Source organism: Janthinobacterium sp. BCJ23 (assembly GCF_059617945.1).
Genome location: NZ_JCAQAW010000006.1, coordinates 319262 through 336394, shown reverse-complemented (window position 1 = coordinate 336394; position 17133 = coordinate 319262). Strand labels below are relative to the sequence as shown.

Annotated in this window: 13 protein-coding genes; 4 read left to right on the top strand and 9 right to left on the bottom strand. The window is 62.6% G+C overall.

The window, feature by feature from the left end:
- Positions 1-174 precede the first annotated feature (174 nt).
- The 4 genes from AC54AG_RS20215 to AC54AG_RS20200 all read right to left on the bottom strand — a co-directional run bounded on the left by AC54AG_RS20215 (position 175) and on the right by AC54AG_RS20200 (position 2757).
- A complete protein-coding gene (locus AC54AG_RS20215; RefSeq protein WP_139248290.1) occupies positions 175-450 on the bottom strand; it encodes a hypothetical protein in 276 nt (91 codons plus the stop codon).
- 312 nt (positions 451-762) lie between these two features.
- Positions 763-1551, bottom strand: a complete 789-nt coding sequence (locus AC54AG_RS20210) for a hypothetical protein (RefSeq protein WP_456131023.1) — start codon at positions 1549-1551, stop codon at positions 763-765.
- Between the two features lie 43 nt (positions 1552-1594).
- The gene (locus tag AC54AG_RS20205; protein WP_034748568.1) at positions 1595-1807 is read right to left on the bottom strand and encodes a hypothetical protein; all 213 of its coding nucleotides are present in this window, start codon (positions 1805-1807) and stop codon (positions 1595-1597) included.
- Between the two features lie 404 nt (positions 1808-2211).
- Positions 2212-2757 (bottom strand): hypothetical protein, encoded by a 546-nt coding sequence (locus tag AC54AG_RS20200; protein WP_139248277.1) that lies wholly within the window; start codon positions 2755-2757, stop codon positions 2212-2214.
- A 138-nt stretch (positions 2758-2895) separates the two neighbouring features.
- On the opposite strand from AC54AG_RS20200, the gene AC54AG_RS20195 reads away from it, so the two are divergent.
- Positions 2896-4335 (top strand): IS1182 family transposase, encoded by a 1440-nt coding sequence (locus tag AC54AG_RS20195; protein WP_496631431.1) that lies wholly within the window; start codon positions 2896-2898, stop codon positions 4333-4335.
- A 226-nt stretch (positions 4336-4561) separates the two neighbouring features.
- Here the strand turns inward: AC54AG_RS20195 and AC54AG_RS20190 are convergent, their stop codons facing one another.
- From AC54AG_RS20190 to AC54AG_RS20180, 3 genes are all read right to left on the bottom strand, one after another.
- Positions 4562-5134 carry a TetR/AcrR family transcriptional regulator gene (locus AC54AG_RS20190; RefSeq protein WP_331776731.1) on the bottom strand — a complete coding sequence of 191 codons (573 nt, stop codon included), beginning with the start codon at positions 5132-5134 and terminating at the stop codon, positions 4562-4564.
- An 80-nt stretch (positions 5135-5214) separates the two neighbouring features.
- Positions 5215-7641 carry a membrane-bound PQQ-dependent dehydrogenase, glucose/quinate/shikimate family gene (locus AC54AG_RS20185; protein ID WP_496631430.1) on the bottom strand — a complete coding sequence of 809 codons (2427 nt, stop codon included), beginning with the start codon at positions 7639-7641 and terminating at the stop codon, positions 5215-5217.
- Positions 7642-8082: 441 nt separating this feature from the next.
- Positions 8083-9129: an NAD(P)-dependent alcohol dehydrogenase gene (locus AC54AG_RS20180; RefSeq protein ID WP_496631429.1), complete on the bottom strand. Its 1047-nt coding sequence runs from the start codon at positions 9127-9129 to the stop codon at positions 8083-8085.
- A gap of 179 nt (positions 9130-9308) precedes the next feature.
- Here AC54AG_RS20180 and AC54AG_RS20175 point away from each other — a divergent pair, with 179 nt between their 5' ends.
- The gene (locus AC54AG_RS20175; protein WP_496631428.1) at positions 9309-10256 is read left to right on the top strand and encodes an AraC family transcriptional regulator; all 948 of its coding nucleotides are present in this window, start codon (positions 9309-9311) and stop codon (positions 10254-10256) included.
- On the opposite strand, the gene AC54AG_RS20170 is transcribed toward AC54AG_RS20175, so the two are convergent.
- A complete protein-coding gene (locus AC54AG_RS20170) occupies positions 10238-13810 on the bottom strand; it encodes a hydantoinase B/oxoprolinase family protein (RefSeq protein WP_496631427.1) in 3573 nt (1190 codons plus the stop codon). The two genes, AC54AG_RS20175 and AC54AG_RS20170, sit on opposite strands and share 19 nt — an antisense overlap.
- Positions 13811-13954: 144 nt before the next feature.
- Between AC54AG_RS20170 and AC54AG_RS20165 the strand changes: the two genes are divergently transcribed.
- The gene (locus tag AC54AG_RS20165; protein ID WP_070301857.1) at positions 13955-15499 is read left to right on the top strand and encodes a bifunctional ADP-dependent NAD(P)H-hydrate dehydratase/NAD(P)H-hydrate epimerase; all 1545 of its coding nucleotides are present in this window, start codon (positions 13955-13957) and stop codon (positions 15497-15499) included.
- Positions 15500-15616: 117 nt separating this feature from the next.
- Here AC54AG_RS20165 and AC54AG_RS20160 read toward each other — a convergent pair whose 3' ends face one another.
- Positions 15617-16369, bottom strand: a complete 753-nt coding sequence (locus AC54AG_RS20160) for an ABC transporter ATP-binding protein (RefSeq protein WP_046685128.1) — start codon at positions 16367-16369, stop codon at positions 15617-15619.
- Here AC54AG_RS20160 and AC54AG_RS20155 point away from each other — a divergent pair.
- Entirely contained in the window at positions 16368-17057 is a 690-nt protein-coding gene (locus AC54AG_RS20155; protein WP_496631426.1) for an arylesterase, read from the top strand. The two genes, AC54AG_RS20160 and AC54AG_RS20155, sit on opposite strands and share 2 nt — an antisense overlap.
- Positions 17058-17133 lie beyond the last annotated feature (76 nt).

Here is a 17133-nt window from a genome sequence, read left to right as displayed (position 1 = left end):
AATCAAGACGAACAACTCCCGTTTGGTTTCCTGACGTCCCATCATCGCAGCCTCCGTCTTTTCTTTGCTTAGACAGCGGCAAATCGTGAAGATCGCGTGCTCAACTGGAGTTTTTCAACGCAATAGGCCCAAAGCGGCCCATCAACCTTGGGCATTGTTTGGAAGGTTGCTCACCTATATTCCATAAATACGCTTGAGTTCAAGAATCCAAGAAAGCAAGCGTTCTTGAGCTAAGTCTTGCCGAGACTCAAACCCTTCCTCATCAAAATAACCTTCTGTTTCGATAGCATATTCGTGCCGTCGAAGTTCATGGGTAACACTAATCGGAACACCTTCAAGCGCTCGGATGCTATTGCTGAGAAAATCTACAAACGCATCGCGAGTCAACTCACCTTTGCCATAAGCCGAAAGTGAATCTTCCAGCCGTTCGAGAATCGAAAGATTTGACACCAAATTCCTCTTACTTTCCACTGGCGTTAACGAAATGCGACTGTCCGCTTCTGGCCTATTGTGTTGAAAAACGCCGGTACGTTGATGTTTAGATAGAAAACCTGTCAGCCTCGACTGGCCAGAACCGCCGCTATTGAACGATCACCGACTGCTTGGAGGTTCTAGGCATCCCGAAATGGTTGCCGCTCGACATTTTCAACACAATAGGCCGAAAGCGGAACTCCCCGAGAGCATGTCTATCTCGGCCTCCTGTGCCAAACATTATTGTTTTGTGCCTGACTTCAATAGGCGCGCTCCATTGAGGCAGCCGGATTAATCCACTGCATCGCTGAGCAGCGCATCCATCAGTGAAAAAACGTGACCGCATCCGGCGCAACATGCGCTGCCAAACAGGAAAGGTAAGCGAAACGCGATGTCATCCAGCAATGGCAAAGCGTCCGTTTGCGCTTGCAACCAGGCAAAGGCGGCAAGATGGGGTGAATTGTCGGCAGGGCCGGCAATCACCAGCAGCGTTTTCGCTGCTGGCGTAAAGACGGGATCCTCGGCGGCGACCGACAGCCCTTGCGCTACCGGCCAGACATAGAGCTCTACGCCGCAGGCAGGGCATGCCAGGCAGAACTCCTCGTTGGTAAAGCCGCCCAGCACTCGCGCCACGTCGGCAAATCCAGCGAATGAAGCGGCGGCCTTAAGCATGTAGATGCCAGTCACCGTGTCCTCGACCTGCCGCAAGTCGGAGGTTGCCATGGCAAGCGCGGCCGGGACTGCGGCATTAAAGGCCGCGACATAAGGGGATGCCTTCAATTCCTCGTCGAGGCCGGCGCTTTCATGAATCGATGCCGCCAGCGACAGCACGCCGGCGCGCAGGTCCGGCGATGTCACCGCGGCCAGGGAAACCAAGTGCGGGAATGTGGCGACTGACGCCGGATAAATCGAGCCCTGGTGACAAATATGGCCATACAAATCGTCCAGGGCCTCGGCGTCTCCCCGCCGCAGGTCTTGCAGCATCGCGGGAATTTTTTCAGCGCCGCCGTAGCCATCCGTCAGACTTGCCCATGCGGCAGAACGCAGATCGAGTGGTGTCGTTTCAGTGTGTTTTTCCATTGCATCAACTTAAACGATGGACGACAGACCGTCAAGCCTGACGCTACGTGGCCGTGTACTGCCCGGGACCGGTCCAGGCGATGATCCTGGACGGGCCGTTGATATGGCCTTGATCCCTGTAGTACGTTACCACCTCGGCCGCATTCCAGCCCCAGCCGGCGAAGAATACGGAGCGCAACGCGATCAGCCGAAGGATGAGCGATATACGCTCCTCGTCTTTTTTCACCGGCAAAATGAAATAGCCGTCCTCTTCCACAAAACTCAATGCCGCGATGGAACCGCCGCGTGCCGCTGCCGTCGCGTGGATGCGCGCTTGGGAGCCGGCTATACCTGCCTATGTGACTGCCGGGATACCCGACAGCGGCGCCAAAAACAAGGATTTCATAGGAAGGGTTTGATCTTCATGGGCTTTCCCGTGGTTTTTTGTCTGCTTATGGCCTATCGTGTTGAAAAACGCGGGTAGGTTGACGTTTAGCTAGAAATTCTGACAGCCTAGACTGGCCAGAACCGCCGCTATTGAACGATCTCCGACTGTTTGGAGGTCTGAGACCTCCCGAAATTGTTGCCGATCGACTTCTTCAACACAATAGGCCAAAAGCGGACGGTCAGTCGCCGCGGTTTTGCTTGAGCATGTCCTCGATCAGGACGGCAGGATATTGGTCAGACCTGCCGCTTTATCCCCGGTATTGCAGCGTAGACGTGCAGCACATCTCCATCAATATGTATCACCTGCGCCGGTGTTCCTTCGAACACGGGCGCAAGCAGCAAGGGGCGCAGGTCGCCACTTGCCACTGCCGCATCAAGAAATACCAGCAGCTCAGTGACGCTGGCCTGCGCCACACGGCCCTGGAAGATAACGCGCTTGCCGGCATGTGCGACCAGCTTGTGGGCCACGTAATATGCTGGCGCCGTCAACTGCATCCGCAAGTCGGTCATCGAATCGTATGCGACCAGCGGGCCGCCGCGCAGGACCGGCGCCAGCATGCTGAAAAACAGCGCATCGGCATCCGGTCCCGGCGCGACTTCCTGCTTTGCCAGCGCCGCAAAAGTGTACTCGTTCTTCATGCAGCCCTGGCCTGGTATGGGATGTGCCGACGAACGTCGATGTGTGCGGTTTTCATGGGCAAAGCATAGCACGGCGAGCAAGCATTCATTTGAATGCCGGTTGTGGCAGCCTTCAAGCATACGTGAGATCAAATGCTTCAATCCCACGCCAATTTCAACAGACTGCAAACGAACTTTGAAGGTCCGCTTCGGGGCCAGAGTGTGTGAAAACGCACCCCAATGTAAACGAGATTTTTTCTGAAGCGTTAATAGCTCATTTGACGTAATCAGGAGAGCAGGATGAAGCGTTTTGTCGAGGGAACCGACCGCAGCCAGAGTGTTCTCTTTCCCGAGCATCTGGATGACTACGTTGCAGAGGACAATATCGTTCGGATTGTAGAGGCATTCATTGAAGCGCTTGATCTCAGGACCCTTGGCTTTGCCGGTGCCGACCCGGCACGCACCGGTCGCCCGTCCTACCATCCTGCAGTTCTCCTTGGGATTTACATCTATGGTTACCTCAATCGAATCCAGTCGAGCCGCCGCCTGGAGCGTGAGGCGCAGCGTAATATCGAACTGATGTGGTTGACCGGGAGGCTATCTCCCGACTTTAAAACCATCGCTGACTTTCGCAAAGATAACGGCCCCGCCATCTGCAAAGTGTGCCGCCAATTCGTGCAGGTATGTCGCAGGCTTGATGTTTTCTCGGACAGCAGCGTGGCAATCGATGGCAGCAAGTTCAAAGCGGTAAATAATCGCGACCGAAACTTCACCAACAACAAGCTGGAAGCCCGCATTGAGCAGATCGAGGAAAGCATCAAGCGCTACATGGACGAGCTTGATCGCGCCGACCGTGATCCTGCGCTTGTCCCCGCAACTCGCGTGATGCGTATTAAAGAAAAAATCGCAGGTCTGAAAGAACAGATCGAAAGCCTGGGTGAGCTCGACAAGAAATTGAAGCAGACGCCAGATCAGCAGATTTCGCTGACTGATCCTGATGCACGCTCGATGTCGACCAGCGGACGCGGAACCGCCACCGTCGGATACAACGTGCAATCTGCCGTCGACACAAAGCACCACTTGATCGTGGCGCATGAAGTCACCAACATAGGAAATGATCGCGCCCAGCTGGCGTCAATGGCAAAGCAAGCCAATGAGGTGATCGGTCTGAAGCATCTAGAAGTGTACGCTGATCGCGGCTATTACAGCGGTCCCGAAATTTTGGCGTGCGAGGAATCGGGGATGGTGCCATTAGTTCCTAAACCGCTCACTTCGGGCAATCGTGCAAAGGGGCTATTCGATAAACGCGACTTCCGATATCTGCCCGAGAGCGACGAGTTCCAATGTCCTGCTGGAGAACGCGCAATCCGACGATTCAGCACGCTAGAAAAAGGGCTGCTGTTTTACAAATACTGGTCGTCATCTTGTCCCAAGTGCCTGATGAAATCTCAGTGCACCACCGGCGCAAATCGCCGTATCGCCCGCTGGGAGCACGAAGACGCCCTCGATAGGATGAGCAAGCGGATAGCTGAGCACGGAGACGTCGCGAGAATCAGGCGGCAAACAGTCGAACATCCATTCGGTACGTTAAAAGCTTGGATGGGTGCTACACATTTTTTAACTCGAACGTTACCACGCGTGAAAACAGAGATGAGCTTACATGTTCTAGCCTACAACTTGAAACGCATGGTGAACATCATGGGAAATCAGGGGCTGAAAGCGGCGTTGTTGGGGGCGTGAGCCCTTTTTAACTTCGACTCGCGCGTCGGGGAAAATCGGGGGCTTGCACGGAGCGGCCGCTCCCGATACAACAACTCGGGTTTTCACACAGCCTGGGGCGAAAGCAGACGAACACGACGGCCAGGGACAAGATGGCGAACAGCACTGATGCTATGACTAATGCAACGCTGCCCGACGGCTTCAGCTGCTCACCTTTCAGCACAGTCGGATTGCGGCCCTCCCGGGCCTAATCCGCCCTGCGTTCCACCCGCGCCACCACCAGCTCAATCAACTCCGCGATCAACGGCCGGAACGTGGCCGCATTACCGCCCTGCCCCAGCATCACGGTGCGCGTGGTCAGGTGCGAGAAGACGGCGTCGAACAGGATTTGCGGCAGGTTGGAAAATGAGGTATCGGGCGCGATGCGGCCCTGGGTGCGCTGCTGTTCCAGCAGGCGCAGGATGAGCGCATGCCACACTTGCGGGCCGTGTTCGTACCAGGTCTGGCCCACGGCCGGCACGGCGGCGGCGCCCGTGACGACGAGGCGGTAGAAATCCACGTGGCGGGGGCTGGTGACGACGGCTACCAGTTCGTCGAGGATCAGCTGCAAGCCCTGTTCCAGGCCCGCTTGCGACGTATCGAGCTGGCGCAGCGCGATGATGAAGTCGGCGCACAGGTATTCGACCACGGCCACCAGCAATTCCTGCTTGCTGCCGAAGTAGCGGTAAGCGGTGGCTTTCGAGCCGCCCGCCTCGGCCACGATGGCGTCCATGCTGACGCCGTCGTAGCCGGAGTCAAGAAAGAGTCTGGATGCCGCCACCAGCAGCTTTCGCCGCCGCTCCTCGCTTCGGGTACTCGGGGAAGCGGGAACGGTGCGCAACTGGGGCATGAAGCAAACTCTTACTGTGTCTTGGGAAGCGCGTATGCTATCACGTAATCCCCCCGGTCCGGGCTCTGGCGGGCGCCGCCCGCGACCACCACGACGTACTGGCGGCCCGACTTGGGCGACACATAGGTCATCGGCGTGCCTTGCGAACCGACAGGCATGCGCGCCTTCCACACTTCATGGCCGGTGGCGATATCCATGGCGCGCAAATAATAATCCTGCGTGCCCGCATAAAACACGAGGCCGGACGCCGTGCTCATGCCGCCGCCCAGAGTCGGCATGCCCAGCGGGATGGGCAGCCTCGCCTTGACGCCATTGACCACCGCATCCTGCACCGTGCCGGCCGGACGCTCCCACACTTTTTTCTTCGTCTTGAGGTCGATGGCGGCAAACACGCCCCACGGCGGGCTTTGGCACGGTATGCCCAGCGGCGAATTGAAGGCCTTGTGGTCGATGACGAACGGCGTGCCATCCATCGGATAGGTGCTGCCCACGCCGTGGCCAGCCGTCAGCTTGGCCACGTCCACCGTTTCGCGCGGCACCAGCTTGACCACTTGCGGCATGCGGATATCGTTGACGAACATATAGCCATTGCTTTCATCGACGGCCGCGCCGCCCCAGTTGAAGCCGCCGTAATAGCCGGGGTAGATCAAGGTCTCTTTCGTGCTTGGCGCCGTGAACTCGCCCTGGTAATTGAGCTTGCGGAAGCTGATGCGGCAGGCCAGCTGGTCGAAGAAAGTGGCGCCCCACATGTCGCGCTCCGTGAGCGTTTCCGCGCCGAGGGCCGGCATGCCCGTCGAGTATGGCTGCGTTTTCGACACCCAGTCGCCGGCCGCGTGCTCCTGTGGCACGGGTTTTTCCACGACTTCCGCAATCGGTTTGCCCGTGCGGCGGTCCAGCATGAAGATCTGGCCACGCTTGGTCAGCTGCACCAGCGCGGGGATCTTGCCGCCCTTGCCGTCCGGGACGTCGTACAGCGCCGGCTGCGCGGCCACGTCGTAATCCCAGATATCGTGGTGGACGGTTTGATACGTCCAGCGCTCGCGGCCCGTGGCCATGTCGAGGGCAACGATGGCCGAGGCGTACTTTTCCGTCAGCGGCGGACGCTTGCCGCCCCAGAAGTCCGGCTGCTCGTTCCCCGTCGGCAGGTAGACCAGGCCCAGTGCATCGTCGAATGCGGGCGCCGACCACATGTTCGGCGTGCTGCGCGTGTACGTCTGCCCTTCCGGCGGCAACTTGGTAATGGCTGGATTGCCCAAGTCCCAGGCCCACACCAGTTCCCCCGTGTCGGCACTGTAGGCGCGCACGACGCCCGACGGTTCATCGGTCGAGCGGCCATCGAACACCCAGCCGCCGAGGATGATCAGGTTGCGCGCCACCGTGGGCGCGGACGTGTAGGCGTAGTACGGCACGTTCATCTTGACCTTGCCCAGGCCGACCGTCAGGTCGACCGAACCCTTGTCGCCGAAGCCTTCGCACTGCTTGCCCGTCTGCGCGTCGATCTGGATCAGGCGCGCATCCATGGTCACTTGCACGATACGCTTGGCGCACGCTCCCGCGACAGGCGCGCTGGCCGCCTGCATGCCGTCAAAACGGAACGGATTCGTCACCTTCGCCGGCTCGTAATAGCCGACGCCGCGGCAGCGGTTCCACGTTTTGATGTTGGCCGGCTTCGGGTCGAAGGTCCAGCGCTCCTTGCCCGTATCGGCATCGAGCGCGATGACCTTGCTCGTCGGCGTGCACGTATAGATGGTGTCGCCGATCTGCAGCGGCGTGTTTTGCGATTCGGACGCGCCTTCGGCCAGCTCGCCCGAGCGGTAGGTCCACGCCACTTGCAGCTTGTCGACATTCTGCTTGTCGATCTGCGTGTACGGCGCGAAGCGCGTGCCCTTCGGCCCATAGCCGTAATGCGCCCAGTTGGCGCTGCCGCCATTCACCGCCGCGATCGCATCCTGCTGCGGCTGCACGGTGGCGTCAAGCACGCCGTGCGGCTTGAACATGGCAGCGAAACCGGCCACCAGCGCGACGGCGAGCAGCGCCGCGAAACCGCGCGACTGGCCAGTGTGCTTGCGCCCCGCCAGCCACGGATGCAGCAAGGCGGCCACCAGGCCGATGACGAGGAACGGCGCCAGGCGCGGTACCATGGGCCAGAAGGCGAAGCCGATTTCCCACACGGCCCAGACCAGGGTGGCGATGACCAGCGCGGCGACGATGCCGCTCGCCAGCGGTTTGCGGCGCAGATACAGCACGCCGGCGAGGAGCAGGCCGAGACCGGCCAGCAGGTAGTACCAGGAACCGCCGAGGGTAATAAGTTCGATGCCGCCGGCGGCCAGGGCCAGGCCGGAAAATCCGAGAAAGATGCCGAAAACCGTCAAGGCAAGCCGCTTGCCCCTGAAGACCGCCGGGATCGCCGGCGCTCCTTTATTTACTGAAGTGTCCATTTTTTATCCATGACGCCTCCCCTGCCCAGGCAAATACGCCGGGGATGGCTGGTTTTTTCAAATCTACGTAGTGAAACTGTACTGTACGGTTTCATTTTATGCCGATTTTTGATGCAAGGAAAGAAAAATTGACGCGGGAGCTTGATTTTTGGCGGGGATGGGGAGTTGGTGGGGGTGTCGGATTACGCGCTTGCGCGCCTCGGCGGCCCCGCTAATCCGACCTACCCGACCTAGCGGACTTGGCCGGGTTTAATGCGTAGGTTGGATTAGCGCAAAGCGCGTAATCCAACAAACACAGGTCAACCAGATAGCAGCCGGTTTTGCTTTTAAAGCATAGCGGTTGGAACGCCCGAAAAATGCCCAGGGCTAGGCGCCGCGTCGAAGACAGTACGAATAGTACGGCGAGACGCGGCAACAACGCCCTGGGCTTTTTCTCGAGCGTTACAAAGATGCCATGTCGATCACGAAGCGATAGCGTACATCGCTCTTGACTACCCGCTCAAACGCCTCATTGATATCTTGGATGCGGATGATCTCGATGTCCGACACAATATTGTGCTTGCCGCAGAAATCCAGCATTTCCTGGGTTTCCTTGATCGAGCCGATCATGGAGCCGGACAGGCTGCGGCGCGCGCCCACCAGGCCGAAGGCGTTCACGGGCGGCACGGCGCCGTCGGGGATGCCGACGATGACCATGTTGCCGTCGACTTTCAGCAGGTTGATATACTGGTTCCAGTCGATCGCCGCGCCCACGGTACAGATGATCAAATCAAACGTGCCCGCCAGTTTGGTGAACGTTTCCGCGTCGTTGGTGGCGTAGTAATGGTCGGCGCCCAGGCGCAGGCCGTCTTCGCGCTTCGACAGGGTCTGGCTCAGCACCGTCACTTCGGCGCCCATGGCGTGGGCGATTTTCACGCCCATGTGGCCCAGACCACCCATGCCCAGGATGGCGACCTGCTTGCCAGGACCGGCCTTCCAGTGGTTCAGCGGCGAATACAGGGTGATGCCGGCGCACAGCAGCGGCGCGGCGGCGTCCAGCGGCAGGTTGTCGGGAATCGACAGCACATAGCCTTCCTTGACGACGATGCTGTCCGAATAGCCGCCCTGCGTGGCCGTCTTGCCGTCCGCTTCGACGCCGTTGTAGGTCTGGATCAGGCCTGGCATGTACTGTTCCAGGTCCACGTTGCGCGTCTTGCAGGTGGTGCACGAGTCGACGAAGCAGCCCACGCCCACGTGGTCGCCCACCTTGAACTTGCTGACGTTGGCGCCGACGGCCGTGACGACGCCGGCGATTTCATGGCCGGGCACCATCGGGAAAGCGGCACCGCCCCATTCGTCGCGCGCCTGGTGGATATCGGAATGGCACACGCCACAGTATTTGATCGAGATGGCCACGTCGTCTTCGCGCGGGGCGCGGCGCTCGAACGTGAACGGTTGCAGTGCGGAAGTCGGGCCCAGTGCGGCGTAGCCTTTGGCGATGGTGGTCATGAAAACTCCTGTGTCTAGATGTGTGTGGCGAGGGATGACGCGTGCCATGCATGCGATTGCACAAGTGTGCCCGAGATGCCCGGTCGCCGTTACCGCGATCCTGCAAGACCTTTGCACGATCCTCCAAATCTGCGTAAGATCAGCCCCTGCCCTTCTTCGCCTCATGCATACTGAACGCCATGTCCACGCCACTTACTCCGCAAGATGAAATCGCCGCCCTGATCAGCCGCCACGCGCCGCGCACGGGCGACTACACGACGGCCATCGGCAACCTCAGTTTCCACCGCCAGTCCTCGGTCACGGAATCGCTGTTCCATGCGGCGCGCCCCAGCGTGGCCATCATCGCGCAGGGCGCGAAAGACGTCACCCTGGGCACGGAAACCTTCCATTACAGCCGCATGCAGTATCTGCTGACGTCCGTCGACTTGCCGGTGCAGGTGCGCGTGGTGGAAGCGAGCGTGGACAAGCCGCACCTGTGCGTGGTGCTGGGCATCGACATCGCCGACGTGGCTGCGCTGCTCGACAGCGAAAGCGGCAGCGACAACGTGGCGCAGCAGAAAATCCTGCCCGCCACGCGCGGCATTTCCGTCAGCGACGTGTCGGCCGAACTGCTCGACGCCATGCTGCGCCTCGTGCGCCTGCTCGACAAACCGGCGGAAATCGCCACTTTGGCGCCATTGATCCGCCGCGAGCTGACCTACCGTCTGCTCAATGGCCCCGTCGGTGCGCGCCTGCGCCATATGGCGCTGGCCAGCAGCCAGTCGCACCAGGTGGGGCAAGCCATCGACTGGATCAAGCACAATTATTGCGAGCCGCTGCGCATCGAGCACCTGGCCGGCATGGCGAACATGAGCATGTCGTCGCTGCACCACCACTTCAAGGCGATTACAGCCATGACGCCGATGCAGTACCAGAAGCTGCTGCGGCTGCAGGAAGCGCGGCGCCTGATGCTGGTCGAGCAGATCGACGCGGGCACGGCCGGCTACCGGGTCGGCTACGCCAGCGAATCGCAGTTCAGCCGCGAATACAGCCGCCAGTTCGGCCGCGCGCCCATGCGCGACGTGGGCCAGGTGCGTGCGCAGCTCAGCGGTGCCAATGGCGGCACGGCCTATTCCGTCTTGCCGTAAGCGCCGCCACCCGGCGTCTCGATCACGAACACGTCGCCGAAGCACATATCCGTCTTGCCGATATGGGGCAAGTGCTCCACCGTGCCGTCAGCCCGCTCCACGTAATTGCGCCCCAGCGCGCCTGCCTCGCCGCCGTCCATGCCGAAAGGCGGATGGATGCGGTTGTTCGACAAGATCGCCGCCGTCATCGGCTCCAAAAAACGCACCCGGCGCACGCCGCCATTGCCGCCGCGCCAGCGCCCCACCCCGCCCGAACCTGCGCGAATGCTGTAGCTGTCGAGCCGCACGGGAAAGCGCCACTCGAGGATTTCCGGGTCCGTCAGGCGCGAATTGGTCATGTTCGTCTGCACCACGTCCGTGCCGTCAAAACCGGGACCGGCGCCCGAGCCGCCCGATATCGTCTCGTAATACTGGTATTTGGCGCTGCCGAACGTGAAATTGTTCATCGTTCCCTGCGACGCGGCCATCGCTCCCAGCGCGCCATACAGGGCGTTGGTGATGCAGGTCGAGGTTTCCACGTTGCCCGACACGACGGACGCAGGATACTGCGGGTTGAGCATGGAACCGGGCGGGATGATCACCGTGAGCGGCTTCAGGCAACCCGCGTTCAGCGGTATATCGTCGTCGACCAGGGTGCGGAACACGTACAGCACGGCCGCCATGCAGACGGCGGACGGCGCATTGAAGTTGTTCGGCAGCTGGCTGGACGTACCCGTGAAATCGATGACGGCGCTGCGTGCAGCTGCGTCGACCCTGATCGCCACCTGGATGCGCGCGCCGTTATCGAGGTCCAGCGCGTAGCTGCCATCCTTCAAGGTCGTGATGACCCTGCGCACGGCTTCCTCGGCATTGTCCTGCACGTGGCCCATGTAGGCTTGCACGACCGGCAAACCGAAATGCGCGACCATCTTGTGCAGTTCCTCGGCCCCCTTCTGATTGGCCGCCACCTGGGCGCGCAGGTCGGCCAGGTTTTGCCGGGGATTGCGGGCCGGCCAGCTGGCGCCCGCCAGCAGGGCCAGTGTTTCCGCCTCTGCTAACCGCCCCGTGTCGCCGTCGACCAGTTTGAAATTGTCGATCAACACGCCCTCTTCCTCGATGCGCGTGGAGTCGGGCGGCATGGAGCCTGGTGTCGTGCCGCCGATATCGGCATGGTGGCCGCGCGAGCCGACATAGAACAGGATGGCGCCGCCCGCTTCGTCGAACACGGGTGAAATGACCGTCACGTCGGGCAGATGCGTGCCGCCGTGGTACGGGTCGTTGAGCATGTAGACATCGCCCGGCCGCATGGCGCCCGCATTGCGCGTCATGACCGTCCGGATGCTCTCGCCCATGGAACCCAGGTGCACGGGCATGTGCGGCGCATTGGCGATCAAATGGCCTTGCGCGTCGAAGATGGCGCAGCTGAAATCGAGCCGCTCCTTGATGTTGACGGAATGGGCCGTATTTTGCAGGCGCAGCCCCATCTGCTCGGCGATCGACATGAACAGGTTATTGAAAATTTCCAGCATCACGGGGTCGGCATTGGTCCCGATGGCATGGCGTTCAGGCAAGGCGGCGACCCTGCGCAAGACCAGATGGCCGTGCGCCGTCACTTCGGCGCGCCAGCCCGGCTCGATGACCGTGGTGGCATTGGCGTCGCTGACGATGGCCGGGCCATCGATGATGTCGCCCGGACGCAAGCTGTCCGCCGCATACAGGCCGCTTGGCCGCCAAGCACCGGCGCAGTACATATCCACCGTCTGCACGGACGCCAGCCCACCCGCGCGCGCCGCATGGGCAGGCGTGGCCACTTGCGGCGCATCGGACGCGCCGATGGCTTCCACGGAGATCGCTTCGACGATCAGCGCGCGCGCCGGCATCAGAAAGGAAAAGCGTTTTTTGTACGCCGTTTCGAACTGCGCCTGCATGCTCGCCACCGTATCGAACAGCACGACAAGGGCCGAATCCGTGCCTTCGTAGCGCAGGTGCACGCGCGACACCAGCGCGATGCGCTTCCCTTCCACGCCCTGGCGCAGCAAGTCGCCACGCGCCAGTTCGCCCAGTTGCGCGAATTCGCCGGCCAGGTCCGCGCCCAATGCCGCCTCGATGGCGCGCTCGCGCATGGCGCTCTGGTCGGCCAGGCCCATGCCGTAGGCCGACATCACGCCCGCCAGGCTATGGATGAACACCGTGCGCATGCCCAGCGCATCGGCCACCAGGCAGGCATGCTGGCCGCCTGCGCCGCCAAAGCTGGTCAGGGTGTATTCGGTGACGTCGTGGCCGCGCTGCACGGAAATCTGCTTGATGGCGTTGGCCATGTTGCCGACCGCGATGGCGACATAGCCTTCGGCCACCTGTTCCGGCGTCGAGTTCACCGTGCGCGCCAGCGCTTCGAACTGGGCGCGCACGGTGGCCATGTCCAGCGCTTCATTGGCGTCGGGGCCGAAGACGCGGGGGAAGAACGCAGGCTGCAGTTTGCCCAGCATGACGTTGCAGTCGGTGACGGCCAGCGGACCGCCGCGCCGGTAGCTGGCGGGGCCGGGATTGGCGCCCGCGCTGTCCGGCCCCACCTTGTAGCGGGCGCCGTCGAAATGCAGGATGGAGCCGCCGCCCGCGGCCACCGTGTGGATGCTCATCATGGGCGCGCGCATGCGCACGCCGGCGATCTGCGTCTCGAACACGCGTTCGAACTCGCCCGCGTAATGCGACACGTCGGTGGAGGTGCCGCCCATATCGAAGCCGATGACTTTATCGAAACCGGCCAGCGCGCTGGCGCGCACCATGCCGACGATGCCGCCCGCGGGGCCGGACAGAATGCTGTCCTTGCCCTGGAAGGCGCGCGCATCCGTCAAGCCGCCGTTCGACTGCATGAATTGCAGGTGCACGCCGGGCAGCTCGGCCGCCAGCTGGTCGACGTAGCGGCGCAAAATCGGCGACAGATAGGCGTCGACCACCGTGGTATCGCCGCGCGCCACCAGCTTCATCATGGGGCTCACTTCGTGCGACACGGACACCTGTGTAAAACCGGCCTCGCGCGCCAGCTGCGCCACCCGCGCCTCGTGCGCGTGATGGCGGTAGCCGTGCATCAGCACGACCGCAATGGCGCGCACGCCGCGCCCATAGGCCTGTTCCAGCGCCGTGCGCGCGGCCGCCTCGTCGAGCGGGGTCACGACGTCGCCATGGGCGCCCACGCGCTCATCGATCTCGATCACGTCGCCGTACAGCAGTTCCGGCACGATGATTTGGCGCGCGAACAGCTGCGGGCGGTTCTGGTAGGCGATGCGCAAGGCGTCGCGGAAACCGCGCGTGATGGCCAGCACGGTCGGCTCGCCCTTGCGTTCGAGCAGCGCATTGGTGGCCACCGTCGTGCCCATCTTGATGGCGCCCACCAGTTCGACGGGCAGCGGCGCACTAGGCGCCAGGTCCATCAGTTGGCGCATGCCTGCCAGCGCCGCGTCGCGGTACTGGCCAGGATTCTCCGACAGCAGTTTATGCGTGGCCAGGCTGCCGTCAGGACGGCGCGCCACGATGTCCGTAAAGGTGCCGCCCCGGTCGATCCAGAATTGCCAGTCCATCGCCTTGCTCCCATGCTTGTGTGAGATCCTATGTGAGATGGCTATTGTAGCCGCACAATTACGGCGCACCGCAGGCGTGCGCGCCTTGCCTTTCGCCCGCTTCGGCCTTATGTTGAAGACATGCTGACTAACGGAACACGCTCCATGAACCTGATCGACTCTGCCGCCCCCTTGTATTCCATCGCCGAACTGCGCGCCATCGAACAGGCGGCCATGCGCGACCTGCCGCAAGGGCTGCTGATGCAGCGCGCGGGCCAGGCTGCCGCCAGTGCCGCCCTGAAGCTGCTGCACGCCCAGGACGATGGCGAAGACGCGGGCCACCGGCGCGTCCTGGTGCTGGCCGGCCCCGGCGACAACGGCGGCGACGCACTGGAAGCGGCCGCGCACCTGGCCGGCAGCGGCACCGAGGTACTCGTCTGGCTGGCGCCCGAAGCGCAAGCCACGTCGCCCGAGCGCGAACAGGCGCTGAGCCGCGCGCGCAACAGCGCCGCGCGCTTCATGGATGCGGCAACGTCGATGGCGTCGGCCGCCGTGGGCGCGGCGCCATGGCACCTCGTCATCGATGGCCTGTTCGGCATCGGCGCGTCGCGCCCCCTGGACGGCGAATGCCGCGACATGGCGCAGCTGGTCAACAATCTCGATTGCCCCGTGCTGGCCCTCGACGCGCCCAGCGGCCTACACGCGGACACGGGCGCCATCGACGGCGTCGCCATCCGCGCCACGCATACGCTCACCTTCATCGGCGACAAGCCTGGCCTGCACACGGCGAATGGCCGCGACCATGCGGGGGATGTGGAAGTGGCGGAACTGGCCATCGATCCCTCCCTGCTGCCGCCCGCCAGAGCCCAGCTGGGCGGCCTGCACCTGTTCGCCCGCCATTTGCTGCCGCGGCGCCAGAACACGCACAAGGGCAGCTACGGCAGCGTGGCCATCATCGGTGGCGCGCAAGGCATGGCCGGCGCGCCCATCCTGGCGGCCCGCACGGCCCTGCATGCGGGCGCGGGACGAGTGTATATCGCGTTTCCCGACGCACCGCCCGCCTTCGACAGCGGCCAGCCGGAGCTGATGTGCCGGCACGCGAGGGACGTGGATTTCTCGGGCCTGCACTTCGCCGCGCTGGTGGCCGGTCCCGGCCTCGGCGACAAGGCCGGTACGGTGGAACTGCTGCAGCGTGCCATTGACAGCGACAGCCCCCTGCTGCTGGACGCGGACGCGCTGAACCTGATGGCGGCCGAGCCGGAACTGCAATCGGCGCTGGCCGTGCGCACGGGCGCGGGGGCGACGATATTGACACCGCATCCGCTGGAAGCGGCGCGCCTGCTCGACCTGACGGTGGCCGAGGTGCAAGCCGACCGCCTGGGCGCGGCGCGCCAGCTGGCCACGCAGCTGGGCGTCATCGTGGTATTGAAAGGTTCGGGCACGGTGATCGCCGCGCCCGATGGCCAGATTGTCGTCAACAACACGGGCGGCCCCGCGCTGGCGACGGCCGGCACGGGCGACGTATTGTCCGGCCTGTGCGGCAGCCTGCTGGCGCAAGGCTGGCCGGAATGGGAAGCGGCGATAGGCGCCGTCTGGCTGCATGGCGCGGCGGCCGATGCGCTGGTGGCCGCAGGCAGCGGCCCGATCGGGCTGACGGCCGGGGAATTGATACCGGCGATACGCCGGTTGATCAATGCCTTGTCGGCATAGGCATTTGGCGCGCTTGTGTTGGATTACGCTGCGCTAATCCAAGCTACGGCCCGGAGGTCGGATAGGTCGAGTAAGGTCGGATTAGCGGAACGCGTAATCCGACAACACCACCAGCAATCACACCAATCGACCAGCAGCAATCGTAATCGTGCGCCCGCAACGGGCCGCGATCGAGCTGTCATGCGTGACGAGCACCAGGGTCGAACCGCGTTCGCGGTTCAGCTCGAACATCAGCTGGATCACGGCTTCGCCGGTGGCCGCATCGAGACTGCCCGTCGGTTCATCGGCGAACAGCAGCGGCGGCTCCGTGACGAACGCGCGGGCCAGGGCCACGCGCTGCTGCTCGCCGCCGGACAGGTATTTCGGATAATGCTTCAGGCGGCTGCCCAGGTTGACCCTGCCCAGCATGGCTTGCGCCTTTTCCTTCGCATCCGGGTCGCCGCGCAACTCCAGCGGCAGCATGACGTTTTCCAGCGCCGTCAGGTGGGCCAGCAGCTGAAAGGACTGGAATACGAAACCAAGCTTTTCCTTGCGAAAGCCGGCGCGGCCGTCTTCGTCGAGGGCGAAGATATCGGTGCCATCAAGGATGACCTTGCCTTCGCTCGGCGTGTCCAGGCCGGCCAGCAAACCAAGCAAGGTGGACTTGCCGGAACCGGAGGCGCCGACGATGGCCAGCGTCTCCGCCGTTTGCACGGTAAAATCGACTTGATGCAGGATGGTCAGCTCACCATCGGCATCGGGTACGCGCTTGGCCAGCTGGACCACTTCGATGGCCGGCTGGGCATTTTGGCTGTTGGGTGCGGCGGGCCGCTGGGCCGCTGCGTCGGACGGGAGAAAACTGGTGGAAGTCGCTTTAGGGAATTCGGGCATGCTGATCTATCTTAAAAAATTTCGTGAACAAATAAGTGTCGAGGGCAGCAGCCGCATGCGGCGGCGCACCCTGTCCTTGCTTCCTGCGGCAGCCCTGCTGCTGGTATCGAGCATGACGAACGCCTATTCTGCACCAAAAACGCTGCTGGTGCTCGGCGACAGTCTGTCGGCCGAGTATGGGCTGGCGCGCGGCACGGGCTGGGTGGCGCTGCTGGAACAGCGGCTGCAAGCGCAAAAGAACGACACGCGCATCGTCAACGCCAGCATCAGCGGCGAGACCACGAGCGGCGGCCGCGCGCGCCTGCCTGCCCTGCTGGCCAAGCACCAGCCCGATGTCGTGCTGATCGAACTGGGCGCCAACGACGGCTTGCGCGGCTTGCCCGTGGCAGCCGCCGAGGCAAATCTGCGCGCCATGGGCGAGGCAGCCAAAAAATCGGGCGCGCAAGTGGTGCTGGTGGGCATGCGCATGCCGCCCAACTATGGCCGCGCGTATGGCGAACAGTTTTACGGCGTGTACGGCAAGCTGGCCAGGGAATGGAAGGCGCCACTGGTGCCCTTCATGTTCGAAGGCATCGCCGACCAGCCGCAGCTGTTCCAGGCCGACCGCATGCACCCGAATGCGAATGCGCATCCGACGATCTTGAGGAATATCTGGCCGCGGCTGGCGCCGTTGCTGGGGGCCAAATAAGCAAAAGGCTCGTGTTACCTCTAGCCCAAGGCAGAATCCGGGGTCAGACGGGGTCGCCGAGACCCGGCGGGGGGAT

Excerpts from the sequence above, each read along its gene's own strand:
- AC54AG_RS20210 (WP_456131023.1), bottom strand. The coding sequence starts at position 1,551 with ATGGAAAAACACACTGAAACGACACCACTCGATCTGCGTTCTGCCGCA.
- AC54AG_RS20195 (WP_496631431.1), top strand. The coding sequence starts at position 2,896 with ATGAAGCGTTTTGTCGAGGGAACCGACCGCAGCCAGAGTGTTCTCTTT.
- AC54AG_RS20185 (WP_496631430.1), bottom strand. The coding sequence starts at position 7,641 with ATGGACACTTCAGTAAATAAAGGAGCGCCGGCGATCCCGGCGGTCTTC.
- AC54AG_RS20180 (WP_496631429.1), bottom strand. The coding sequence starts at position 9,129 with ATGACCACCATCGCCAAAGGCTACGCCGCACTGGGCCCGACTTCCGCA.
- AC54AG_RS20175 (WP_496631428.1), top strand. The coding sequence starts at position 9,309 with ATGTCCACGCCACTTACTCCGCAAGATGAAATCGCCGCCCTGATCAGC.
- AC54AG_RS20170 (WP_496631427.1), bottom strand. The coding sequence starts at position 13,810 with ATGGACTGGCAATTCTGGATCGACCGGGGCGGCACCTTTACGGACATC.
- AC54AG_RS20165 (WP_070301857.1), top strand. The coding sequence starts at position 13,955 with ATGAACCTGATCGACTCTGCCGCCCCCTTGTATTCCATCGCCGAACTG.
- AC54AG_RS20155 (WP_496631426.1), top strand. The coding sequence starts at position 16,368 with ATGCTGATCTATCTTAAAAAATTTCGTGAACAAATAAGTGTCGAGGGC.
- AC54AG_RS20160 (WP_046685128.1), bottom strand. The coding sequence starts at position 16,369 with ATGCCCGAATTCCCTAAAGCGACTTCCACCAGTTTTCTCCCGTCCGAC.